The following is a 24119-nucleotide window of genomic DNA, read 5'->3' as shown; positions in this document are numbered from 1 at the left end:
CATATCGGAGGGTTGATATTTGGAGAAGGTAGAAATAGTATCAAAATTGCATTTGTATCATTTAGTTTCAGTCATGATGATACTGCAAAGGGATGGGCGTCCAATGAAGCGGCCGACAATCCATGATCTCGCCACGGCGGCAGGCGTATCGGTGGCGACTGTGAACAGAATATTGGGCGGCACCGTTTCCGTGCGACCCAAGACAGTCCAACGCGTGCAGAGCGCCGCGGAGGAAATCGGGTTTTACGGCCTAGGAGCGATTGACGATCGGGCCCGAAAAATATCGCCACACTACCGGTTGGGTTTCCTGCTCCAGCAGTCGACCCGCGACCTCTACCAGCTGTTCGGGAAGAAGATTATTGCCGCCTGTCGCGAGCGTCGGGACGAGGTCATTGAACCTGTCGTCGACTTCGTCGATATTCTGACGCCGGAGACCATATCGGGCCGACTGATCGCGCTCGGCGAGGAATGCGACGCGGTCGCGGTGGTCGCGGCGGATCACCCGATCGTTGGCCAGGCTATCCGTTCACTGAAGGAGATGGGGAAACCGGTCGTCTCCTACATCACGGATCAATCCGCCCCGGAAAGGGCGGCTTATGTGGGCACCGACAATTGGAAGCTGGGACGGACCGCGGCCTTCCTGATCACGCAAACGACGCAAGGCCCAGGCCGCATCGCGGTTTTCATCGGCAATCACCGGTACCAATGCCAAGACGTCTCGGACGCCAGCTTCCGCTCCTATCTGCGCGAGCATGCGCCTCGGCTCACAGTCGAGGAAAGCCGCCCCACTCACGAGGAACCAAATGAAGCTTACCGCATGGTGGCGGAGTTGCTGAAGTCGACCGACGATCTTGCAGGAATCCTAATTGTCGGCGGCGGTATTACGGGCGTGCTTCGGGCTTTAAGGGAAGTCTCTCCTGAGCGGCGATCAGGCATCAAAGTGGTGTGCCGCGACATTGGCCCAGAAACTCGGAAAGGGCTGTCCGAAGGGCTGATAACCGCAGCTCTCTGCCATCCTCTCGAAGCTACGTCTTCCCTTCTTGTGCAGACGATGATTGATGTCACTGGGCCGCAGGCGCAGCTGGCCACCATTCAGCGATCCATACCATTTGAAATTGTCACCCCCGAGAACATCTAAGGCGATTTCTCTGGGACTTTCGCAAGCCCAAATTTGAATGTCCGCTTTCAGGGCATGGTAGGGGCTGTTCGCCAGGCCGGTATGAGGTGCGAAGCGGTCGTTCAAACGAAGCAATGGCCGTTGTCTTGCTCAAGCTCGGATCGCTCGAGTGTTCCACCCTCGATCATCCTCTCAACCACCAAACCTATCTGATATGAAATTTCCATCGTTAGCCGCTCCCATGGAGCATCGATTGCAAGGAAATCACACATAGGTTGCCAGCTCCGGCAGGATGACGAAGAGATCGCCGACCAGGCCGTAATCGGCGACCTGGAAGATCGGGGCTTCCTCGTCCTTGTTGATGGCGACGATCACCTTGGAATCCTTCATGCCGGCCAGGTGCTGGATGGCGCCGGAGATGCCGACGGCGATGTAGAGGTCGGGCGCGACCACCTTGCCGGTCTGGCCGACCTGCCAGTCGTTCGGCGCGTAGCCGGCATCGACCGCGGCTCGGCTTGCGCCGACCGCGGCGCCGAGCTTATCCGCGACCGGCAGGATGACCTCCTGGAACTTCTCCGACGAGCCGAGCGCGCGGCCGCCCGAGATGATGATCTTGGCCGAGGTCAATTCCGGACGATCGTTCTCGGAAAGCTTGTTCTCGATGAAAGACGACAGGCCGGGGTTGGCGGCGGCGTTGACCGTCTCGACCGCGGCCGAGCCGCCTTCGGGCGCCGCCGCGAAGGACGCGGTGCGCACCGTGATGACCTTCTTGGCGTCGGTCGACTGCACGGTCTGGATGGCGTTGCCGGCATAGATCGGCCGCTTGAAGGTGTCGGGCGAGACAACCTCGATGATCTCGGACACCTGGGCGACATCGAGGAGTGCCGCCACGCGCGGCGCGATGTTCTTGCCCGACGAGGTCGCGGGCGCGACGATCGCGTCATAGGAGCCGGCGAGCGAGACGACCAGCGCCGCCGTCGGCTCGGCGAGGCGCTCGGCAAGCTCGTCGGCCTCGGCGAGCATCACCTTGCGCACGCCTTTCAACTTGGCAGCGGCATCGGCAGCTGCCTTGGCGCCCTTGCCGGCCACCAGCACGTCGACATCGGAGCCGATCTGGAGAGCGGCCGACAGCGCCTTGGCGGTCTGGTCGGAAAGGCTTGCATTGTCGTGTTCTGCGATGAGGAGAATTGCCATTTTCTTTGTCCTTTCCCGATCGCTTTAAAGCACGCCGGCTTCGTTCTTCAGCTTCTCGACCAGCTCGGCCACGCTCTTGACCTTGACGCCCGCCTTGCGGCCCCCTGGCTCCTCGGTCTTGATCACCTTGAGGCGCGGCTTGACGTCGGCGCCGTAGTCGGCCGGGCTCTTCTCGTCGAGCGGCTTCTTCTTGGCCTTCATGATGTTGGGCAGCGAGGCATAGCGCGGCTGGTTGAGGCGAAGGTCGGCGGTGACGATCGCCGGCATCTTCAACTCCACCGTCTGCAGGCCGCCGTCGACCTCGCGCGTCACCTTGGCCTGATCGCCTTCGAGCACGATCTTGGACGCGAAGGTGCCCTGGGCCCAACCAAGCAGTGCCGCCAGCATCTGGCCGGTCTGGTTCGAATCGTCGTCGATCGCCTGCTTGCCGAGGATGACGAGGCCGGGCGCCTCCGCCTCGACCACGCCCTTCAGCACCTTGGCGACACCCAGCGGCTCGGTCTGCTCGTCGGTCTTGACCAGGATGGCGCGGTCGGCGCCCATGGCGAGCGCGGTGCGCAGCGTCTCCTGCGCCTGCAGCGGGCCGATCGAGACGACGATGATTTCTTCAGCCTTGCCGGCTTCCTTGATGCGGATGGCTTCCTCGACCGCGATCTCGTCGAACGGGTTCATCGCCATCTTGACGTTGGCAAGCTCGACGCCCAGTCCGTCGGCCTTCACCCGGACCTTGACGTTGGCGTCCACAACCCGCTTCACGGGCACAAGGATCTTCATTTTCATTTTCCCTAAAATGAAATTGGGAGCGCTGGTCGGCTCGGTTTTGACACGGCTCAAATCACCGCCTCTTCGAGAAACGGTTCATTGCGCGGTATGCGCTCGTAGCTGAACGGCGACAGGTCGAGCGTCTGAAAAGCCCCGTGGACAATCAGCTCCGAGACTGCCCGGCCGACGGCAGGCGACTGCTGCAGGCCATGGCCGGAGAAACCATTGGCGAACATGAAGTTGGTCACCTGCGGGTGGAAGCCGACGATACCGTTGTGATCGAGCATGTTGTATTCGTAATGGCCGGTCCAGCTGGTCTGCAATTTCAACGCGTCGAACGCTGGAATGCGGTGCCAGAGCGCCGGCCAGATGTAGTCGTCGAACTCTTCAAAATGAATCTCGAAGTCGTCATAGTCGGCCGGCCCGTCGCCCTGCGGCGTGTTGCCGGTGAGAAAAAGTTCGCCTTCCGGACGCACGAATGTCCCGGAAAGGTCAATGACATTGGGCATCCGCCCGGGGATGGGATTGGCGCTGGCGAAAACGAAGCTGTAGCGCTTGTAGGGCGCGACCGGGATGGAAAGGCCGGCCATGGCTGCGACCTGCTGTGCGCGTGGGCCGGCGGCGTTGACTAGGATTCCGCAACGAACCGTCTGGCCGGTCGAGAGACGGGCCGAGACGACCCGGCCTTCGGAAACATCCAAATCCGTCACGGCGTTGTCGATATATTCGACGCCGCTCGCGCGCGCCGCGCGGCGGAAGCCGTTGAGGAGGCCCATCGAATCGAACCAGCCCTCTTCGCGCGAACCCCAAGAACCGCCGCCGAGGTCGTCGACATTCAGCCACGGAAAACGTTCCTTCAACGCGCCCGGTTCGAGGAAGACGGTGTGGGCGCCGAGGCTGCGCTGCAGCTCGACCCGTTCACGCGCCGCGTTCACGCCCTCGGGCGAGCAGCAGTAGAGATATCCATGTTCCTTGAAGCCGAGATCAGGCGCGGGCTCATTGGTGTAGAACGGCGCCATCCGCTCCTGAAACCCGCGGATGATCTCGATGCCGAACTGGCTGATCTTCACATTGATCGGGTTGGAATACTGCTGGCGGATTGCGCTGGTGGAGAGCGCCGTCGAGGAGAACTCGTAGCTTGAGTCGCGTTCGACCACGAGGATCGACGCGCCGCTGCCCAGCGCCTGGCTCAGCCAGTAGGCCGTTGACGAACCGATCACCGCGCCACCGACGATGACGATGTCGTAGGCGTTCCGGGAAGGCGCCTTGTAAGGAGGAATTGCCATGGCTTTTCCTACTGCCTGAACGAAGCGATCAGGGCATCCGAGCCCCGCGCCAGCAAACCGAGATCCGAGCCCACCGCAATCATGGTGAAGCCGTCGGCGACATAGCGGTCGGCGTCGGCCTTGACCGGCGCCAGGATGCCGCTGGCCTTGCCAGCGGCGGCCGCGGCCTTGCGCACCGAAGCGATCGCCTCCTGCACATGTGCAGCGCCTGGATTGCCCATCGCGCCCATATTGGTGGAGAGATCGCCGGGGCCGACAAAGAGAACATCGACGCCGTCGACCGCTGCAATCTCGGCCGCATTGGCGACGCCGGTTTCGTCCTCGATCTGGACGGCCAGCAGCTGCTGCTCGCGCGCCTTGGCGTGATAGCCGGCGATGCGGCCGAACGCGTTGGCGCGGTGGCCGACCGAGAAGCCGCGGAAGCCGCCAGGCGCGTAGGTCATCGCGGCGACGATTGTACGCGCCTGCTCCGCCGTGCGCACGTTCGGGATCATCAAGCTGCGGGCGCCGACATCCAAAGCTTGCTTCATGAGGTTGGCATCGTCCGACGGCAGGCGCACAACTGCCTCGCAAGGAAACGCTGCCGCGACCTGCAGCTGCGCCATGATGCTGCGCAGATCGTTCGGGCTATGCTCGCCATCTATCAGCAGCCAGCCCGCTCCGGAGCCCGCGACCACCTCGGTGGTGAGCGCCGAAGCCAGCGAACACCAGATGCCGATGTGGGGTTTGCCCGCCTGTACGGCAGCCTTTAGCGAATTGACACGCTCCTGCATTTTGCGATCGGTCTCCAATGAGAAGAAGGTGCATTGAAATTTGTATGATGTCCTATATCATATGGCCGACTTGGCGTGCAATATGGCTCTGGCCGCAACGGAGTTGCAAATGAAGATTGGCTTTATCGGACTGGGCGTCATGGGAGCGCCGATGGCAAGGCATCTCGCCGATGCGGGGCATGAGGTCGTCACGGTGCTCAACCGCTCGCCTCTGCCTGCGGATCTGCAAGCGTCGGTCGTCGCCTCCGCCGCTGAGGTGGCGCGGACTGCGGAGATCGTCATCACGATGCTGCCCGACACGCCTGACGTGGAGCGCGTCCTGTTTGGCCAGAACGGCGTGCTTCAAGGGATATCCGCCGGCAAGCTGGTCATCGACATGAGCTCGATCAGCCCGATCGCCACCGCCCAATTTGCGGCGAAAATCAGGGGAGCGGGGGGCGGCTTTCTCGACGCGCCGGTCTCGGGCGGCGAGGTCGGTGCCAAGGCGGCGAGCCTCACCATCATGGTCGGCGGACCGGCCGCCGAGTTCGAGCGCGCGCTGCCGATCTTTGAGAAGCTCGGTAACAACATCACGCTGATCGGCGAAAAGAACGGCGCCGGTCAGACCTGCAAGATCGCCAACCAGATCATCGTCGCGCTCAACATCGAGGCGGTTGCCGAAGCGCTGGTCTTTGCCGGCAAGGCCGGCTGCGATCCGGCGAAAGTTCGTGCCGCGCTGATGGGCGGCTTTGCTTCTTCCCGCGTGCTCGAAGTGCATGGCGAGCGCATGATTTCCCGCACCTTCGCGCCAGGCTTTCGCATCGGGCTTCACCAGAAGGATCTCAGCCTCGCGCTCGAAAGCGCGCATGCGCTTGGCGTCTCCCTGCCGAACACGGCGATGGCGCAGCAACTGATGAATGCCTGTTCGGCGCGAGCGGGAGGTGCCGAGGCCGACCATTCGTCACTCGTGCGGGCGCTCGAAATCCTGAGTGATCACGAACTGTCAAACGGAAAGGAATAACCGATGCGCGGAACCGGCAAGGCCGACATCTTCGTCATGCTGGCCCATCCCGTGGGCCATGCGAAGAGCCCCGGCATCTTCAACGAGATCTTCGAGCAGAAGGGGCTCGACAGCCTGATGGTGCCGCTGAGCTGCCGTCCGGAGGATTTCGAAACCTTCTGGGCCGGCATCACGGCGGCCGAGAACATTCGGGGCGTGATTATCTCGGTGCCATACAAGGTCGCGGTTTTTCACAAATGTGCGACGGCTCACGATCGCGCCGCACGCGTGCAGAGCGCGAATTCCGTGCGCCGGCAGGCGGATGGCAGCTGGCATGCCGACAATTTCGACGGCGTCGGCTTCATCGAGGGGCTGAAGGCCGGCGAGCACCGGATCGCCGGCAAGCGCATCCTCCAGGTCGGCGCCGGCGGCGCGGGCGCCTCGCTGACTTATTGCCTTGCCGAAGAAGGCGCGGCGGAAATCCGCCTGGCCGACATCGACAGGGAACGCGCGCAAAAACTCGCATCGCTGGTCAACAAGGCTTTTCCCAACTGCCGGATCGAGGTCGGAGAGCCCGATCCATCCGGAATGGACATGGCGATCAACGCGACACCTTCCGGACTGAAGGCCAGCGATCCGCTGCCGATGGACGTGACCAAGCTGACCCCGAACATGACAGTGGTCGACATCATCATGGAGCCAGCCGAGACCGCCCTGCTCAAGGCGGCGAAGGAAATCGGCTGTCGCATCCAGCCCGGGCGCCCGATGATGGATTTCCAGGTCGAGGCCATGGCCGAATTCTTCGACATCGAGCGGAAGGATCGCGGCAATGGCTGAGGCATCGACAGCGGTCGTCATCGGCGGCACGTCCGGCATCGGACGCGCCATTGCGCTGCGCTTCGCAGCGGACGGCTATCAGGTGGCCGTCGCAGGCCGCGATGCCGTTCGGGGCAAGGAAGCGGCGGGCGCCAGCGAGGCAGAGGGCGCGCCGCGTGCCCTGTTCGTGCAGACCGATGTCGCCGATCCGGCTTCCGTCGAGGCGCTGGCGCAGGCCGTCGGCGACACCTTCGGCACGCCTCATGTCGTCATCAACTGCGCCGGCATCCTGCAGAGCGGCAAGCATGTCCTCGACCAGGACCTCGACGAAGACGAGCGGATGTGGCGCATCAACTATCGCGGCACGCTGCTTGGCTGCCAGGTGTTCGGCCGGCTGATGTCGACCGCCAGGCGCGGCGCGATCCTCAATGTCGGCTCGCTTGCCTCTTTCGCGCCGCTATCGCTGCCGGCCTACGCGCCGGGAAAGCATGCGATTCTGGCCCTCACCCAGATCCTGGCCGCCGAGCTCGGCCCGCACGGGGTTCGCGTCAATGCCGTGGCTCCGGGTTACACGCTGTCGGACGGGCTGAAAGCAAAGATCGCCAAGGGCGAGCGCAACCCCGAAGCCATCCAGGCGACCACGGCGCTGCGCCGCTTCGTCGAGCCACGCGACGTTGCCGAGGCCGCGCTGTTCCTGTGCTCCGACCGCGCCGCCTCGATAACCGGCGTGACCCTGCCCATCGATGCCGGCTGGCTCGTCCAGGCGCCCTACGCGCAGTATCTGCAAGGCAATCCCATCCGGCTGACGCCGGCTATCTGAGAGAGAACCCGTGACCGACATCCAGCGCTTCGACTTCGACACCCGCGTTCATCACGGCGTCATCCACAACGGCACGCTTTACCTGACCGGCCAAGTCGCCAAACCGGGTCAATCCGCGTCCGACCAGATGCGCGAGGTGCTCGGCAAGATCGATGCCTTGCTCGCCACGGCCGGCACCGACAAGACCCGCATCCTTCACGTGCAAATGTGGCTGGACGACATGCGCGATTTCGACGAGGTCAACACGGTCTGGGATGCCTGGATGCCGAAGGAGCACGCGCCGGCCCGCTCCTCCGGCGAGGGCCGCATGGCCAAGCCCGGCATGCTGGTCGAGCTGATTGTGACAGCCGCGGTTTGAATGGTCTTGCCGGTTCGGGCATCATCCCGAATCTGAACTTGAACGGAAGGACCTCAATGACGAAACGCAAGCCGCTTTCCACCCTGGTGGCGGAGAGCTTGGCCGAAAAGATCCGCTCCGGTCAGTTGCAGCCCGGCGCGCAGCTGCCGACCGAGGCGGAGCTTTGCGCCGAATACGATGTCAGCCGCACCGTCGTGCGCGAAGCGGTGGCGCGACTGCGCTCCGAAGGCATGGTGGTGCCGCAGCAGGGCCGCGGCATGTTCGTCAGCGAGACGCCGACCCCGCGCAATTTCTCGATCCCGGAGGAGGCGCTCAGGACCCTGCCGGAAACCATAGCCTTGCTTGAACTCAGACTGAGCGTCGAGGTGGAATCCGCCGGGCTCTGCGCGGAACGCCGCACCGACAAGGAAGCAAGCAGCATCCGCGCCATGATGGACGACATCGACGCGCAGCAGGCCGATCCCGCCGCGGTCCAGATCCACTACGATTACGACTTCCACCTCGCGATCGCCAAGGCGGCGCGCAACGAATTCATCCACGGCTTCCTTGCCTATCTCGGGCCGATGATCGTGCCGAGATTCCAGCTCGGTTATGTCGTCGAGCCTGCCCTCAAGGACAGCTACTACGCGCGCATCCACAGCGAGCACAAAGCCATCGTCGATGCCATCGAAAGGCAGGACGGAGGCAAAGCCAGACAGGCTATGCGCAAGCATCTGCAGAACAGTTTGGGACGTGTGCGCGCGCTTGCCAAAGCCTCGGGCATCGAGGCAACCGAGGCCGAGCAGAAGGCTGCGGCGGCCTCGCTTTTCACCAAACTGAAAAAGCCTTTGCCGACCGCCGGGTAGGTTCGCCGACTGCGAGGTCGCTCGCCTCTGTCGCCGCGCGGGCGGCCGGTTGTTTACGAAAGCCATGTTTTTTCTCAGCTGGCGATCGGAAATCCGCCTTTGCGGGTTGAGGACATTGTTTTCCTTGGGATAGCAGCGTTTGTCGCCGCATAGGCACGCCGGAATATTCCAGCCGCCGAAAGGCGTTCGAAAGTTTATCTTTCCTTTTTGCTGCTTTTCTTGGTTTCGCGGCATCGGCCTAGGCCGCAAACTGAAGTCCAAGCAATCGGGGAAGCCCACGTGACGACAGCCTTCATAACAGGAGCGACGAGCGGCATAGGGCGGGCGATGGCAATTGCGCTGAGCGACGCCGGCTACGACGTCTATGCCGTCGGCCGCAGCCAGGCCGCGCTCAAGGAGCTACAGGCCGAGCGTCCGGGCATCGTGCCGATCGCCGTCGACGTCACCGACCGCGAGGCGCTGGAATCGGTGCTGGCCGATCTCACTGTCGACGTCTTGATCAACAATGCCGGCATCATGCCGCCGCTCGGCAATTTCGCCGATATGAACATCGCCGACATCGACACCACGCTCGAGGTGAACCTCAGCGCCGCGATCCTGCTCACCCGCCTCGTTGTGCCGCAGATGCGCGAGCGGCAGTCGGGCCACATCTTGTTCACCGGTTCCGTCGCCGGCCACACGGCATTCTCCAACATCGCCGTCTACGCGGCCACTAAGGCGGCGATTTCAGGCTTTGCCGGCGCGCTGCGCGCCGACCTCTCTGCGTCCGGCATACGCGTCACCGAGATCGTCGCCGGTCGTGTCGAGACGCAGCTCTATGAAGACATCCTCGACGCCAAGGCGCGCGAGGCCATGTACGCCAGCAAAGTGGTGCAGCCGGATGACGTGGCCAAGATGGTGACCGCGGTTCTCGCGCTCCCCGCATGGGCCGACGTTACCCGTTTTGACATCATGCCAACCTGGCCAACCTCGCCGAGCGGCACCAAGTAAGGGAAACAGGATGAAAGACCTTTCCGTTCTGATCGTTGGCGGCGGCGCAGGCCTCGGCGCTCTTCTCGCCCGCATGGCCGTGGAGGCCGGAGCGACAAAGATCGGTATCATCGACATCAACCAGGAAGCAGCGCAGAGCGCGCTCGATCCGGCAAAGGCCAAGAGCCTGCCGACCGCAGCGGCGACTTGCGACATCCAGGTCGGCCCGCAGTGCCATGCCGCTTTCGACGCCATCGTTTCGAAGCTCGGGCGCATCGACACGCTGATCAATTGCGCCGCCATCTATCCGCGCCGTCCGCTGCTCGAAATCACCGACGCCGACTGGGACGCCTCCAACGGCATCAACATCAAGGGCACCTATCACATGATGGTGGCCGCGGTTCGCCACATGCAGGCGCAAGAGCCGAAGAACCATGTGCGCGGGCGGATTGTGAACCTCACCTCGGTCGATGCCTTCAAGGCGCATCCGCAGAACGCCCATTATGCAGCGACGAAGGCAGCCGTCGTCAGCCTGACGCGCTCCTTTGCCCATCACGTCGCCAAGGACGGCGTCCTGGTGAATTCCGTCGCACCCGCCGGCATGGCCACGGAGAAGGCAAAGGCGCTCGGTTTCCTCGAGGAGCTGGCTAAGGCAAGCCCTCTCGGCCGCGGCGCCGAGCCGACGGAAATCGCCGAGTGGGTACTCATGACCGGCGGACCCAAGAATACCTACATGACCGGCGAAAACGTCATTGTCTCAGGTGGTTACATCTACGCCTGAACCAATTTCATCAGCCCGGCCCGGCTGACATTCAGCAGTGCATGATCGACGGAGTCTCGAACGAAAGGAGGCGGAATTCCCATGACCGGCAAGCTTCGCCTCCCATCGCTCAATGCGCTGCGCGTTTTCCACGCCGTCGCGCAGCACAAGAGTTTTAGGCAGGCAGCCGACGAATTGCTGGTCACGCCGCAAGCGGTCGGGCAGCAGATCAAGCTTCTCGAAGACACGCTTCAGGTGACGCTCTTCGAACGCAAAGGCCGGTCGATCGAATTGACCGAGTCGGCGATCCTTCTGTCGCATTACGTCAAGGCAGGCTTTGACGAGTTTTCCGAAGGCGTTCGCCGCGTCACCAAATCGAATTATCGGGACCGCATCAACCTCAATGCGAGCCCCTACTTCGCCACCCATTATCTGCTGCCGCGACTTTCGCTGTTTCGCGAGATCCTGCCGGTCGCGGATCTTCGCCTGACGACGATGGTCGACCTGCCAGATTTCGGACGCGACGACATCGATATGACAGTGCAGTGGGGTTACGGCAACTGGCCGGACTACGAGACGACGCTCTTGGTGCCGGATCCGAAGATCATTTGCTGCACGCCGGCGATTGGCGAAAAGATCAAGTCGGCGCACGATCTGACGAAGTTCACGCTGCTCGACACCGTCAAGTCGAAGCGCCTGTGGCCGGATATTCTGCGGCACCTTGGAGTCGAGCTGACGGATGGAGACCGCAGCATCAGCTTCGATGATGCCGCGACCATGCGTCGGGCGACCCTGCAAGGCATCGGCGTCGGCCTGGTTTCCGTGATCGATGCCGAGGAAGATTTCCGCTCCGGCGCGCTGGTGGCGCCGATCGGCCGCGACGCCATTGCCGATATGAAGCCGGAGGAAGTGCCGGGTTTCTACCTCGTCGTCCCGCGCGGGCATCTGCGCGTGAAGGCGGTGGCGGCGCTCCATCGATGGCTGGCCCAGGAGGATTGGCGGAGCGATCTGAAACTCTCCTTGCCGAAACCGACTCCGCTTTCCGACTGAGAGGCGGCTTCGAGACCGAGTCCCGAAGACATCTTGCGGGGCTCCAACAACAAGAAACGGAACAACCTCAACAGTGGAGACAACAACTATGAAAATGATCAAATGGGGGGCCGCCGCCATGGCCCTGGGCCTCGTGCATCTGGCGGCGCCGGCTGAAGCCGCCGGCGGCAAGACGCTGGAGACCATCAAGGCGCGCGGCGTGCTCAACTGCACCGGCCATGACGGCTCCTATCTCGGCTTCGCCGAAGTGGACGACAAAGGCAACTGGAAGGGCATGGACATCGACCTCTGCAAGGCGGTGGCGACCGCCGTGTTCGACGATCCGGCGAAACTGAAGATCGTTCCGATCAGCTGGGCGCAGCGCTGGCCATCGCTTCAGTCGGGCGATGTCGACATCATCATCAAGGCCTCGGGCGGCACGCTCAGCCGCGACACCGAGCTCGGCCTGCAATTCTCGATGTCCTACTACCTCGGCACCACCAAGGTGATGGCGCATAAAGAGCTCAACCTGAAATCGCTCAAGGATGCCAATGGCGGCACGATCTGCATTCCCGCCGGCACCTCGCAGGAACAGCAGGTCGCCGCCTACGCCCAGAAGCTCGGCATCAAGCTCGAGCCGGTGCTGATCGAAAAGACGGAAGAGTTGGAGCAGGCCTACTTCTCCGGCCGTTGCGATCTTTATGCTCAGTGGGGCCCGACATTGGCCATCGCCCGCATCGCCAAGAGCAAGGTCGAAGACCATGTCATCCTGCCCGACGTGCTCGCGGTAGAGCCGGAAGTCATGATCATGCGCCAGGGCGACGACAATTGGATCGATATCGCCAACTGGACGCTGAGCACACTGATCTTCGCCGAGCAGGAAGGCATCACCTCCAAGAACGTCGACGAGATCAAGGCCAAGCCGACCTCGCCGCAGGTGGCGAAGTTCCTTGGCGTGACGCCCGGCATGGGCAAGGGCCTCGGACTCTCGGACGATTGGGCCTACAACGTGATCAAGAAGGTCGGCAATTACGGCGAGATCTTCGATCGCGACCTAGGCAAGGACTCGCCCTACAAGATGGATCGCGAGCTAACCAACCTCTGGAACAATGGCGGCGTCCTATTCCCGCTGGTGATCGACTGATCCACGTCTGACGGTGTTACCGCTCAAGGCTCCCGCCTGGCTTCGGCCGGGCGGAGCCGGCGGCAATTCGAGAAGGATTGGTCAATGGTCAGCCTGCTGAGAAATCAGAAGGTCCGCAACACGCTGTTGCAGGTCGTCTATGTCGGTTCGCTTGCGGCCCTGGTGCTCGCAGGCATCATCATCGCGCGGCGGAATCTCGCGGAGCAGGGGATCACCTCGGGATTCGATTTCCTCTACAAGTCGACGGGCTGGGACGTGAACTTCTCGTTGCTGCCGGCCACGGCCAACGATCCCTATTGGTGGTTCTTCCTCATCGGCATCATCAACACGCTGTTCCTGGGCTGCACCGGGCTGATCCTGGCAACGCTCGTCGGGACGATCGTCGGCCTGGCGCGGACCTCGGCCAACGAACTGGCGCAATTGCTCGGCCGCACCTATGTCGACATCTTCCGCAACATCCCGCTGATCCTCCAGGTCTTCTTCTGGTACGCTTTGATCACGCACCTGCCGACGCCGCGCGCGGCGCACGAAGCCTGGGGCCTTCTGCTGACCAGCCGCGGCCTCTACGTGCCGGCGCCGAATGTCGGCGGGGTGGCAATGGCGCTGGCCACATCGGCCGTGATCGCCGCCATCGCGCTGCCGGTCTGGCTGGGCAGGACGTCACGGCTCAGCCAGCCGTTCGGCCAGCGTGCCACCATTCAGCTTGCCGGCGCTGCTGCGGCGCTGGCCTGCGCGGCCATCATTTTGGTGGTAGGACGCCTGCCTGACGCACCGCTGCTCGATTTCCCGGCCCTGCAAGGCCTCAACCTGAGGGGCGGCCTGCGCGTTCCGCCGGAATTCTCCGCCTTGGCTATCGCGATCGCCATCTATGGCGGCTCCTACATCGCAGAAATCGTGCGCGGCGGCTTCAAATCTGTCGGCAAGGGCCAGATGGAAGCTGCACGCTCGCTCGGTTTGAGCCCATGGCGCGTCTTCACGCTGGTGCGTCTGCCGCTGGCGTTGCGGGCCATGCTGCCGATCCTTGCCAACCAGTATGTCTGGCTGATGAAGGCCACGACCATGGGCATTGCCGTCGGCTTCACCGACTTCTTCATGATCGTGGCGTTGACCATCAATCATTCCGGCCAGACCCTGGAAGTGATCGGCATCCTGATGGGAGGCTTCCTCGCCATCAATCTCAGCCTCGCCGCCGTCTTCAACCGCATCAACAAGGCCATTGCCCTCAAGGGCAATCAACTGAGGGGATGACAGAGATGGAGATGGTCATTGTCGCCCCCCCTGCTCCGGGCAGGCTCGAAGACCTGAAGCGCCGCTTCTTCGCGACGCCGCTCCAGGCGCTGCTGTCGCTGATCTCCTTGGCGATCATGGTCTCTACCGTCTGGAAACTGCTCAACTGGGCAGTCTTTTCTGCCGTGTTCACGACCAGCGGTGGACCCGAGGCGTGCCAGGCGGCGGCGGGGGCCTGCTGGTCGGTCATCGCTGCCCGGTGGCGGATCATCCTGTTCGGCCTCTATCCCTTCGAGGAGCAATGGCGCTCCGCGCTCGCCTGCCTGACCGTGGTGGTGATGACGGTGCTGAGCTGTATCCCGGCCTTCTGGACCGGACGCCGGATCGCGCTGGTGTGGGGAGCAGGAGCAGCGTCGTACTACGTGCTGATGAAAGGCGGCGTGCTCGGCCTTTCCTATGTCGGCGAGGAGGCCTGGGGCGGGCTGGCGCTCACCCTCTTCATCTTCGTGACCACCTGTCTGATCGGCTTCCCGCTGGCGGTCTGCCTGGCGCTGCTGCGCCGCTCCGAGCTGCCATGGATATCCAGGACCACCGGTCTCATCATCGACGGGGTCCGGTCGTTGCCGCTGATCTCGATCCTGTTCACCTTCGCCATCGTCCTGCCATTCGCCTTGCCGCAGTGGTTGGCGGGCGACAAGCTCTACCGGGTGATCCTGGGTTCCGCCTTGTTCTTCTCCGCCTATCAGGCCGAGATCGTCAGAGGCGGCATGCAGGGCGTCCCGGCCGGGCAGGAAGAAGCCGCCATGGCGCTCGGCATGAGCTACTGGCAGCGCATCGGCCGCATCCTTCTGCCGCAGGCCATGCGCAACGCGCTGCCGGCCACGATCAACCAGTTCGTCATCTCGTTCAAGGAGACCTCGCTGGTGGTCATCGTCGGCTTCTTCGAGATCCTGGCCTCCGGCAACGCCGCCTATGGCACCGGCGAATGGCGCTTCGCCTATGTCGAGGTCTATGCCTTCATTGCCTTCATCTATTTCGTCTTCGTCTTCAGCCTGTCCCGCTACGGCGCCTTCCTCGAGCGCCGCATGGCGGTTGGCGAACGTTAGGGAGGCGCACGTGATCTCAAGCAATTCGACCAAGGCGGGCGGACCTGCCGTCCGCATCGAAAACCTCGACAAATACTACGGGACATTTCACGCCTTGCGGAAAGTGAACTTGTCTGTCGAGCGTGGCGAGAGGATCGTCATCTGCGGTCCCTCGGGCTCCGGCAAATCCACCATGATCCGCTGCATCAACCGCCTCGAGCAGCACAATGGCGGCCGCATCACCGTGCTCGGCACCGAGCTCAACGACGATATCGGCAACATCGACGGGATCAGGCGCGAGGTCGGCATGGTGTTCCAGCACTTCAACCTGTTTCCGCACATGACGGTGCTGGAGAACTGCATGATCGCGCCGACGCTGGTGCGCAACCAGCCGCGCGCCGAGGCTGAGGCAACTGCCCGGCGCTATCTGGAAAAGGTCCGCATCCCCGAGCAGGCTATGAAGTTTCCCGGCCAACTGTCCGGCGGCCAGCAGCAGCGGGTCGCGATCGCGCGGGCGCTTTGCATGCAGCCGCAGATCATGCTGTTCGACGAGCCGACCTCGGCGCTCGATCCGGAAATGATCTCGGAGGTGCTGGACGTCATGGTCACGCTTGCCTCCGACGGCATGACGATGATTTGCGTCACGCACGAGATGGGTTTCGCGCGCCGGGTCGCCGACCGGGTGATCTTCATGGATGGCGGCGAGATCGTCGAACAGGCGCCGCCGGAGGAATTCTTCACCGCTTCGCAAAACGAGCGTACACGGCAGTTCTTGTCGCAGGTGCTGGGTCATTGAACGGCATTTGGGAAGATTGCAACGTTCTGAAAGCAGCCACGCACCTTCTGGTTTTCAATGACTGATCCCGCAACCACGTTGCACGAGATTCTGGGACCGAAAGGCTGGCTTTCGGGCAGCGATGCCGAGCCTTACCAGCGCGACTGGCTCGATCGCTATGGCATCGCGCCTTTGGGCGTCGCCAGGCCCGCCACGACCACTGAAGTGGCCGCGGTCGTCACCGCATGCCGGGAGGGAGGGCTGGCGGTGGTGCCGCAAGGCGGCAACACCGGTCTTTGCGGTGGTGCCGTGGCCGAGCAGTCGAATGCCGTGATCGTCTCGCTCTCACGCATGGCGGCGATCGGCAAACCGGATCCGGAGAGCGGATCGATCATCGTCGAGGCCGGCGTCGTGCTCGCCGCGCTGCACGAGTCGCTGGAGCCGCACGGGCTGATGTTCCCGATGCATCTCGGCGCCGAGGGCAGCGCCAGGATCGGCGGCCTGATCGGCACCAATGCCGGCGGCAGCCAGGCTTTTCGCTACGGCATGATGCAGGATCTGGTTCTCGGCCTCGAAGTCGTGACCCCGGATGGTGCGGTGTGGGACGGTCTGCGCGCGGTGCAGAAGGACAATGCGGGCTATCAATTGCGCAGGCTTTACTGCGGCGCGGAAGGAACGCTCGGCATCGTGACGCGCGCGATCCTGCGGCTATACCCAACGCCCCGGCAGCAGGCGAGCGCTCTTCTGGTCATGCCCGACTTTGCCGCCGCCGTTTCGTTCGGCGCCTTCCTGCGCGGCGAGGCGGGCGAATTCCTGACCGGCCTCGAGTTTTTCTGCGATCCCGGGTTGCAACTGGCGCTCAAGCATCTGCCCGATCTCGCCTGGCAGCTGGATAGGCGTGGCGACGTCTATCTGCTCGTTGAGCTGGCATCGGGCTCGCCCCGCGTTCCGCTGGACGACATCCTGACTTCCGCGCTGGAACGGGGCGTGGATCAAGGCCTTGTCCTGGACGGCGCGCTGGCGACATCGGGCGTGCACCGAGCGCAGTTCTGGCGTCTGCGCGAGGAGCAACCGGAAGGGCAAAGGCTGGAAGGCCCGCAACTGAAGCACGACATCTCGGTTCCACCGGGTGCCATCGCCCGGTTCATCGAGACGGGTGCTGCGATCTGCGATGATATTCTTTCCGGCGTGCGCATCAATCCGTTCGGCCATCTCGGCGACGGCAACATCCACTATAATTTGTCGCCGCCGGAAGGCCGCGCCGATTTCGACGGCAAAGCCGAGCAGTTCGCGCAGGCGCTGTCATTGCTTGCCACGAAGATGGGGGGCAGCTTTGCCGCCGAACATGGGCTTGGCCGCGCCAAGATCGCCATGGCCGACCTCAATAGAAGCCGGGTGGAGCGTGACTTGATGTCTCGGTTGAAGGACGCGTTCGATCCGCGGGGCACGATGAACCCCGATGTTCTGGTGCGCCCGCCACAACAAAGAAAAACTTTCGAATAGTCCGCATTTCTTGATTTCGCGTTGGTCCCCCAGAGTGCAGGTATGAATCTGAGAAGGCAGGCTCGATCCGGCCGCCGGTTTCAAGAGGATGTTGCAGCATGATCCGCAATGGCGGCCGCCTTCTTGTCGAGTGCCTGATTGCGCTCGGCGCGACCAAGTGCTTCGGCGTGCCCGGCGAAAGCTATCTCGCCGTTCTCGACGCGCTGCACGATACCAAGGGCAAGCTGGACTATGTGCTTTGCCGCAATGAAGGCGGCGCGGCGTTCATGGCCTCGGCCTACGGCAAGCTGACGGGATCGCCCGGCATCTGCTTAGTGACCCGCGGCCCGGGCGTGACCAATGCCAGCATCGGCATCCACACCGCGATGCAAGATAGTTCGCCGATGATCCTCTTCGTCGGCCAGGTCGGCACCGATATGAAGGGCCGCGAGGCCTTCCAGGAGATCGACTACCGCGCCGTCTACGGCACCGTTGCCAAATGGGCGGTCGAGATCGACGACGTTGAGCGCCTGCCTGAAATCTTGGCGCGCGCCTGGACCACCGCCTTGATCGGCCGGCCCGGCCCCGTCGTCGTCGCGCTGCCCGAAGACATGCTGACGACCGCGACCGAGGCCGCGCCGCTCAGCGGCCCTGCTTCGATTTTCGAAGCCGCTCCGTCGCAGGATGCCCTTTCGTCGGCGCTTGAGATGCTGGCTGCGGCCGAGAGGCCGGTGCTGCTGATAGGCGGGGCCAACTGGACGGCAAATGGACGCGCCGCGCTCCAGGCCTTCGCCGAGGCTTCCGATATCCCCGTCATTGCCGCCTTCCGCTACCAGGACCAGTTCGACAACCATTCGCCAGTCTTCGTTGGCGAAGCCGGCGTCGGCATGGTGGCGCATGTGAAAAGTCTGATCCGCGATGCCGACGTGATCCTGGCTGTCAATGTGCGTTTCGGCGAGATGACAACGGACGGATATACATTGCTCTCCGTGCCCGTGCCACGCCAGAAGCTGATCCATGTCCACGGCTCCGACCGCGAGATCGGCAAGATCTACGTGCCCACCATCGGCATCCACGCCGGCCCGAACGCCTTCGCCATGGCGCTGACACCGGTCAAGGGCGGCTGGGCCGACTGGCGCGCGGCGGCCCGCAAGGCCTATGAGGGGACCTTCACCGCGCCCGTGCAGCCCGGTCCGGTCGACATGGTCGCGGTGAGCGCTTGGTTGCGCGAGACCTTGCCGGCCGACGTCATCCTCACCAACGGCGCCGGCAATTTCACGGTATGGCCGAACAAGTTCTTCAAGTTCGGGCCGGACGCGCGGCTGCTTGCCCCGCAATCCGGCGCCATGGGCTATGGCCTGCCTGCAGCCATCGCCGCGAAAGTCGCGTTTCCGCAGCGCACCGTCGTATGCTTTGCCGGCGATGGTGACTTTCAGATGAACTGCCAGGAGCTCGGCACGGCTATGCAGGCCGGCGCGCAGCCGATCGTGCTCATCATCAACAACGGCATATACGGCACGATCCGCGCGCATCAGGAACGCAACTATCCGGCCCGCGTCTCCGGCACCTCGCTGGAAAACCCGGACTTCGTGGCACTGGCAAGGGCCTATGGTTTTCACGCCGAGCGCGTCGAAAGCACTGGGCATTTCGCGGCGGCGTTCCGGCGGGCCCAGCAGTCTGCGACCGGCGCCGTTCTCGACATCGCCATCTCGCCCGAAGCGCTCACGCCCCGGCAGACCCTTTCCCAGATGCGCGACGCAGCACTCGCTTCGCAGAAGGCCACGGCATGACCTCCAGATCAGACGACATCCGCCTCGGCGCGGACATCGGTGGCACCTTCACCGACATCGCCCTCGATGTCAGGGGAACGATGTTTTCGACCAAGGTGCTGACCAATTACTCGGCGCCCGAGCAGGCGATCCTCGACGGCATCGACGTCGTCGTCCGCGATGCCGGAATTTCGGCAGCCGAGATAGGTATCATCATCCACGGCACGACGCTCGCCACCAATGCGCTGATCGAGCGGCGCGGCGCCAGGACCGCACTGGTCACGACGGAAGGTTTTCGCGACGTGATCGAGATGCGGACGGAGAACCGCTTTGAGCAGTATGACTTGAACCTGCAACTGCCGACGCCCCTGATCCCGCGCGAGGACCGTTTCACGGTCAAGGGCCGCATCGGCGCCGAGGGGCAAGAGCTGCAGCCGCTCGACGAGGCGGCGCTCGAAGGGATCGCCGATCGGATCGCTGCCAGCAATTTCGGCTCGGTGGCGATCGGCTTCATCCACGCTTACGCCAACCCCGACCACGAGCGCCGCGCTCGCGAGATCCTCGCTCGCAAGCTCACCATCCCGATCTCGATCAGCGCCGAGGTCTCGCCGCAGATGCGCGAATTCGAGCGCTTCAACACGGTCTGCGCCAACGCCTATGTGCGGCCGCAGATGGCCGACTACCTCTCTCGCCTGCAGACGCGCCTCAAGAACATGGGCGCCGAGTGCCCGGTCTTCATGATCCATTCCGGCGGCGGCCTGATCTCGGTGGAAACCGCTTCTGAATTCCCTGTCCGGCTGGTCGAGTCCGGTCCCGCGGGCGGCGCCATTTTTGCCGCCGACATCGCTCGACGCTTCGGCCTGGAGAAGGTCGTCTCCTATGACATGGGCGGAACCACCGCCAAGATCTGCCTGATCGAGGATTTTGCGCCGCGCACGGCGCGGACCTTCGAGGTGGCCCGCACCTATCGCTTCTCCAAGGGCTCGGGCATGCCGATCTCCATTCCGGTGATCGAGATGATCGAGATCGGCGCCGGCGGCGGCTCGATCGCCTGGGTTGACGCCATGGGCCGCATCCAGACCGGGCCGGAAAGCGCCGGCTCGGAGCCGGGTCCGGCCTGCTATGGCCGCGGCGGTAAGCGCCCGGCGATCACCGACGCCGACTTGGTGCTTGGCAAGCTCGATCCCGACAATTTCGCCGGCGGCGCGATCAGGCTCGACACATCTGCGTCCGAGCAGGCGCTCCTGCGCGATGTCGGCGAGCGCCTGTCGCTCAATGCCATGTCGACGGCCTTTGGCATCTGCGAGGTCGTGGACGAGAACATGGCCAATGCCGCCCGCGTCCATGCCGTCGAAAACGGCAAGAACATTTCAGACAATCTGATGATCGCGTTTGGCGGCGCAGCGCCTCTGCATGCGGCAAGGCTTTGCGAAAAGCTCGGCATCGACCAATGCATCGTGCCGCGCGGCGCCGGTGTCGGATCGGCGATCGGCTTCCTCAAGGCTCCCTTCGGCTACGAAGCTCTGGCCTCGAAGCTGACGCGCCTCTCGCGCTTCAAGTCAAGGGAAGTGAATGCCCTGCTCGCCGATCTCAAAGCCTCAGCCGAGGGGTTTGTGCGCACCGGCGCCAGCGGCAGGATCGTCTGCGAGATCACCGCCTTCATGCGCTATGCCGGTCAGGGCTGGGAAATCCCCGTGCCGCTGGCGGACGAGCCGTTCGGCGACGATGCCGTCGCCAAGCTCAAGGACCTGTTCGAGGAGAACTACCAGCGCTTCTTCGGCCGGGCCATCGAAGGGCTCGACGGCCTCGAGATCGAGATCGTCACCTGGTCGGTCAAGGCGACGGATGTTCGTCCCGCCGTCGTCAGGCACGAGCTCACCACCGGCAAGAAATCGAGTGAACCGACAACGACGCGCGAAGTCTTCGACCCGGTCAGCGGCGCGCCGCGCAGCTACGGCATCGTCGAGCGAGACACGCTCTGCGCCGGCGACTGGGTCGCGGGGCCTGCCGTCATCGTCGAGCGCGAGACATCGACTGTTGTCACCACCAGCTTCGACGCCGTCATCCAGAGCGACGGCGCGATCCTCCTGATCCGCAAAGGCAGCCAGGCATGAGCGACATTGGCGAAATCCGCATGCAGGTCATGTGGAACCGGTTGATCTCGGTGGTCGAGGAGCAGGCGCTCACGCTTTTGCGCACCGCCTTCTCGACCTCGGTGCGCGAATCCGGCGACCTGTCGGCCGGCGTGTTCGATCCGCGCGGCCAGATGCTGGCGCAGGCGGTGACCGGCACGCCCGGCCACGTCAACACTATGGCCGAAGCCGTGCTGCATTTCATGAACGAGATCCCGCGCCAGAACATGTTCGAGGGTGACACCTATGTCACCAACGACCCCTGGCTGGGCACAGGCCACCTACACGACATCACCATGGTCTCGCCGTCCTTCCTCAATGGCAAGCTCGTCGCCTTCTTCGCCTGCACGGCGCACGTCGTCGATGTCGGCGGCCGCGGCTTCGGCGCCGACGGCAAGTCGGTCTATGAGGAAGGCATCCAGATCCCGATCATGAAGTTTGCCGAGAAGGGCAAGGTCAACCTCGACTTGGTCCGCATCCTGCGCGCCAATGTCCGCGAGCCCAACCAGGTCGTCGGCGATTTCTATTCGCTTGCAGCCTGCAACGAGGTCGGCCATCGCCGCCTCGTCGACATGATGAAGGAGATCGGCCTCACCTCCCTCGACGGACTCGGCGACTTCATCTTCTCGCGCACCCGCGACGCGATGCTCGAGCGCATCGAGGCGCTACCGAAGGGAAGCTGGTCGAACCAGCTGGTGACCGACGGTTATGACGAGCCGGTCAAGCTCGCAGCCACGGTCTCGGTCCGCGACGACCATGTCGAGGTCGATTTCACCGGCACAGATCCGATGAGCCGCTGGGGCATCAACTGCCCGATCATCTACAGCAAGGCCTATGCCTGCTATGCGCTGAAATGCATGGTGGCGCCCGACATTCCCAACAATGCCGCCTCGCTCGCCTTCTTCACCGTATCCTCACCGGTCAACATCCTGAACGCGGTGCGGCCGGCGCCGGTGGCGCTCAGGCATATTTTCGGCCACATGGTTCCCGATCTGGTGCTCGGCGCCTTCTCGAAGGCGTTACCCGGAAAAATCCTTGCGGAAGGCGCCGGCGCACTCTGGAACATCCATATTTCGGCGCGCCCTGTTTCCGGCACATCCGGTCGCCGCGCCGAAGTGCTTATGTTCAATTCCGGCGGCATGGGCGCCCGCCCCGAGCTCGACGGCTTGTCGGCGACGGCCTTTCCGTCCGGCGTGCACACGATGCCGATCGAAGCGACGGAACATACTGGCCCGATCGTCATCTGGCGCAAGGAGCTGCGCCCTAATTCCGGCGGCGACGGCGAATTCCGCGGCGGCCTCGGACAGATCATCGAGATCGCAGCGACCGACGGCCACGAATTCGACTTCTCGGCCATGTTCGACCGCGTCAACCATCCGGCCCACGGCCGCAATGGCGGGAAGTCTGGCGTTGCCGGCGTGGTCAAGCTCGACGACGGCACGAAGATGCGGCCCAAGGGCTGGCAGCATGTGCCGGCGGGACGCCGGCTGATCCTCGAACTGCCAGGCGGCGGCGGCTATGGCGATCCGGCCAAACGCCGTGCGGCCGCGCGAGCCAATGATCGGTCCAAGGGTTACATCACGGAGAACGACTGATGAGCTATATTGCCTCGCGCCTTTCGGTGGTGAAGCCTTCGGCCTCGATGGCCGCTTCGCAGGCCGCCAAGGCGCTACGCGCCAGGGGCGTGGACGTGATCGATCTCGGCCTGGGCGAGCCCGACTTTCCGACACCGCATCACATCGTCGATGCCGCTCATTTCGCCGCCAAGGCCGGCCAGACGCTCTACACAGCCGCTGCCGGCACGGTTGAGGTGCGCGAGGCGGTAGCGGGAAAATTCCGCCGCGAAAACGGGCTGGACTATACGGCCGATGACATCGTCGTTGCCAACGGCGCCAAGCAGATCATCTTCAACGCGCTGATGGCAACGCTGGAGACGGGCGACGAGGCGATCCTGCCGGCGCCCTACTTTGTCTCTTATCCGGAGATGGTGAAGCTGCTCGGCGGCACGCCGGTCGTCGTCGAATGCCCGGAGACCACCGGTTTCCGGCTGACGCCAGCGCTCTTGGAAAAGGCAATCACGCCGAGGACGAAATGGCTCTTCCTCAACATGCCGGGTAATCCATCCGGCGCGGTCTATTCCGGGTCCGATCTCGCGGCACTGGGCGCGGTGCTGGCCAAGTATCCGCAAGTGCTCGTCCTCTCCGACGAGATCTACGAGCACATCCTGTTCGACGGGCGCAAATTCGTCTCCTTCGGCAAGGCCTGCCCCGAGATCAGAGACCGCACGCTGATCGTCAACGGCGTGTCGAAGTCCTACGCGATGACCGGTTGGCGTGTCGGCTACGCCGCCGGCCCTACGCCACTCGTCAAGGCGATGTCGACGATCCAGAGCCAGTCCTGCACGTCCGTTTGTTCGATCGCGCAAGCAGCCACTGTCGCCGCGCTCAATGGCCCGCAGGATGAGGTCGCGCGCTTCCGGCAGGCCTTCGAGGCGCGCCGCGATCTGGTGGTCGACGGGATACGCAAGATCAACGGGCTGACGCTCTCGCCACCGGAAGGCGCCTTCTATGCCTATATCGGCTGCGCCAGCCTGATCGGCCGCAAGACCCCAAAAGGTATCGTGCTGGAAGATGATACGGCGGTTGCGAATTACCTGCTGAACGAGGGCCGGGTGGCGTCGGTGCCCGGCGTCGCCTACGGACTGTCACCCTATTTCCGCATCTCGACCGCGACCAGCGAAGAGGTGCTGGCCGAGGCGATCTCGCGGATCAATATCGCCGTCGCGCAAGTGGAGTAA

22 protein-coding genes are annotated in these 24119 nt (G+C 63.5%); 18 read left to right on the top strand and 4 right to left on the bottom strand.

Annotated features, from left to right (window positions below; all coding sequences use genetic code 11):
• Nucleotides 1–103: 103 nt before the first annotated feature.
• Nucleotides 104–1138: a LacI family DNA-binding transcriptional regulator gene (locus tag FJW05_RS08525; RefSeq protein ID WP_140630327.1), complete on the top strand. Its 1035-nt coding sequence runs from the start codon at nt 104–106 to the stop codon at nt 1136–1138.
• A 243-nt stretch (nt 1139–1381) separates the two neighbouring features.
• Here FJW05_RS08525 and FJW05_RS08520 read toward each other — a convergent pair whose 3' ends face one another.
• The 4 genes from FJW05_RS08520 to FJW05_RS08505 are packed head-to-tail and all read right to left on the bottom strand — an operon-like array spanning nt 1382 to nt 5132.
• Nucleotides 1382–2311, bottom strand: coding sequence for an electron transfer flavoprotein subunit alpha/FixB family protein (locus FJW05_RS08520; RefSeq protein WP_140630325.1), 930 nt, complete (start codon nt 2309–2311; stop codon nt 1382–1384).
• 24 nt (nt 2312–2335) lie between these two features.
• Nucleotides 2336–3085 carry an electron transfer flavoprotein subunit beta/FixA family protein gene (locus tag FJW05_RS08515; protein WP_140630322.1) on the bottom strand — a complete coding sequence of 250 codons (750 nt, stop codon included), beginning with the start codon at nt 3083–3085 and terminating at the stop codon, nt 2336–2338.
• 56 nt (nt 3086–3141) lie between these two features.
• On the bottom strand, nt 3142–4359 hold the full coding sequence (locus tag FJW05_RS08510) for an FAD-dependent oxidoreductase (protein WP_140630319.1): 1218 nt from the start codon (nt 4357–4359) through the stop codon (nt 3142–3144).
• An 8-nt stretch (nt 4360–4367) separates the two neighbouring features.
• A complete protein-coding gene (locus tag FJW05_RS08505) occupies nt 4368–5132 on the bottom strand; it encodes an aldolase/citrate lyase family protein (protein WP_140630316.1) in 765 nt (254 codons plus the stop codon).
• Nucleotides 5133–5241: 109 nt separating this feature from the next.
• Here FJW05_RS08505 and FJW05_RS08500 point away from each other — a divergent pair, with 109 nt between their 5' ends.
• From FJW05_RS08500 to FJW05_RS08420, 17 genes are all read left to right on the top strand, one after another.
• Nucleotides 5242–6132, top strand: coding sequence for a 2-hydroxy-3-oxopropionate reductase (locus FJW05_RS08500; protein WP_140630314.1), 891 nt, complete (start codon nt 5242–5244; stop codon nt 6130–6132).
• 3 nt (nt 6133–6135) lie between these two features.
• Nucleotides 6136–6948 carry a shikimate dehydrogenase gene (locus FJW05_RS08495; RefSeq protein WP_140630311.1) on the top strand — a complete coding sequence of 271 codons (813 nt, stop codon included), beginning with the start codon at nt 6136–6138 and terminating at the stop codon, nt 6946–6948.
• Nucleotides 6941–7747, top strand: coding sequence for an SDR family oxidoreductase (locus FJW05_RS08490; RefSeq protein WP_140630309.1), 807 nt, complete (start codon nt 6941–6943; stop codon nt 7745–7747). Before FJW05_RS08495 ends, FJW05_RS08490 begins: the two co-directional genes overlap by 8 nt.
• Nucleotides 7748–7757: 10 nt before the next feature.
• On the top strand, nt 7758–8105 hold the full coding sequence (locus tag FJW05_RS08485; RefSeq protein ID WP_140630306.1) for a RidA family protein: 348 nt from the start codon (nt 7758–7760) through the stop codon (nt 8103–8105).
• A gap of 56 nt (nt 8106–8161) precedes the next feature.
• Nucleotides 8162–8950 (top strand): FadR/GntR family transcriptional regulator, encoded by a 789-nt coding sequence (locus tag FJW05_RS08480; RefSeq protein ID WP_181164882.1) that lies wholly within the window; start codon nt 8162–8164, stop codon nt 8948–8950.
• A 279-nt stretch (nt 8951–9229) separates the two neighbouring features.
• Nucleotides 9230–9940: an SDR family oxidoreductase gene (locus FJW05_RS08475; protein WP_140630300.1), complete on the top strand. Its 711-nt coding sequence runs from the start codon at nt 9230–9232 to the stop codon at nt 9938–9940.
• Nucleotides 9941–9950: 10 nt separating this feature from the next.
• Entirely contained in the window at nt 9951–10700 is a 750-nt protein-coding gene (locus tag FJW05_RS08470; protein ID WP_140630296.1) for an SDR family oxidoreductase, read from the top strand.
• A gap of 81 nt (nt 10701–10781) precedes the next feature.
• Nucleotides 10782–11729 (top strand): LysR substrate-binding domain-containing protein, encoded by a 948-nt coding sequence (locus FJW05_RS08465; protein ID WP_140630293.1) that lies wholly within the window; start codon nt 10782–10784, stop codon nt 11727–11729.
• Between the two features lie 88 nt (nt 11730–11817).
• Nucleotides 11818–12852 (top strand): amino acid ABC transporter substrate-binding protein, encoded by a 1035-nt coding sequence (locus FJW05_RS08460; RefSeq protein ID WP_140630290.1) that lies wholly within the window; start codon nt 11818–11820, stop codon nt 12850–12852.
• Between the two features lie 84 nt (nt 12853–12936).
• Nucleotides 12937–14100: an ABC transporter permease subunit gene (locus tag FJW05_RS08455; protein WP_140543955.1), complete on the top strand. Its 1164-nt coding sequence runs from the start codon at nt 12937–12939 to the stop codon at nt 14098–14100.
• Between the two features lie 5 nt (nt 14101–14105).
• Nucleotides 14106–15185: an ABC transporter permease subunit gene (locus FJW05_RS08450; RefSeq protein WP_140630288.1), complete on the top strand. Its 1080-nt coding sequence runs from the start codon at nt 14106–14108 to the stop codon at nt 15183–15185.
• A 10-nt stretch (nt 15186–15195) separates the two neighbouring features.
• The gene (locus FJW05_RS08445; RefSeq protein ID WP_140630285.1) at nt 15196–15960 is read left to right on the top strand and encodes an amino acid ABC transporter ATP-binding protein; all 765 of its coding nucleotides are present in this window, start codon (nt 15196–15198) and stop codon (nt 15958–15960) included.
• Between the two features lie 57 nt (nt 15961–16017).
• Nucleotides 16018–17442: an FAD-binding oxidoreductase gene (locus tag FJW05_RS08440; RefSeq protein WP_140630280.1), complete on the top strand. Its 1425-nt coding sequence runs from the start codon at nt 16018–16020 to the stop codon at nt 17440–17442.
• Nucleotides 17443–17540: 98 nt separating this feature from the next.
• Nucleotides 17541–19211, top strand: coding sequence for a thiamine pyrophosphate-binding protein (locus FJW05_RS08435; RefSeq protein ID WP_140630277.1), 1671 nt, complete (start codon nt 17541–17543; stop codon nt 19209–19211).
• On the top strand, nt 19208–21304 hold the full coding sequence (locus FJW05_RS08430) for a hydantoinase/oxoprolinase family protein (RefSeq protein ID WP_140630273.1): 2097 nt from the start codon (nt 19208–19210) through the stop codon (nt 21302–21304). Before FJW05_RS08435 ends, FJW05_RS08430 begins: the two co-directional genes overlap by 4 nt.
• Nucleotides 21301–22917, top strand: a complete 1617-nt coding sequence (locus tag FJW05_RS08425; protein ID WP_140630270.1) for a hydantoinase B/oxoprolinase family protein — start codon at nt 21301–21303, stop codon at nt 22915–22917. The genes FJW05_RS08430 and FJW05_RS08425 overlap by 4 nt, the downstream gene beginning before the upstream one ends.
• A complete protein-coding gene (locus tag FJW05_RS08420) occupies nt 22917–24119 on the top strand; it encodes a pyridoxal phosphate-dependent aminotransferase (protein ID WP_140543941.1) in 1203 nt (400 codons plus the stop codon). The genes FJW05_RS08425 and FJW05_RS08420 overlap by 1 nt, the downstream gene beginning before the upstream one ends.

Source organism: Mesorhizobium sp. B2-9-1, from assembly GCF_006439455.1.
Lineage (GTDB): Bacteria > Pseudomonadota > Alphaproteobacteria > Rhizobiales > Rhizobiaceae > Mesorhizobium.
The sequence above is the reverse complement of the archived record's forward strand: the minus strand, read 5'-3'. Positions and strand labels throughout refer to the sequence as shown.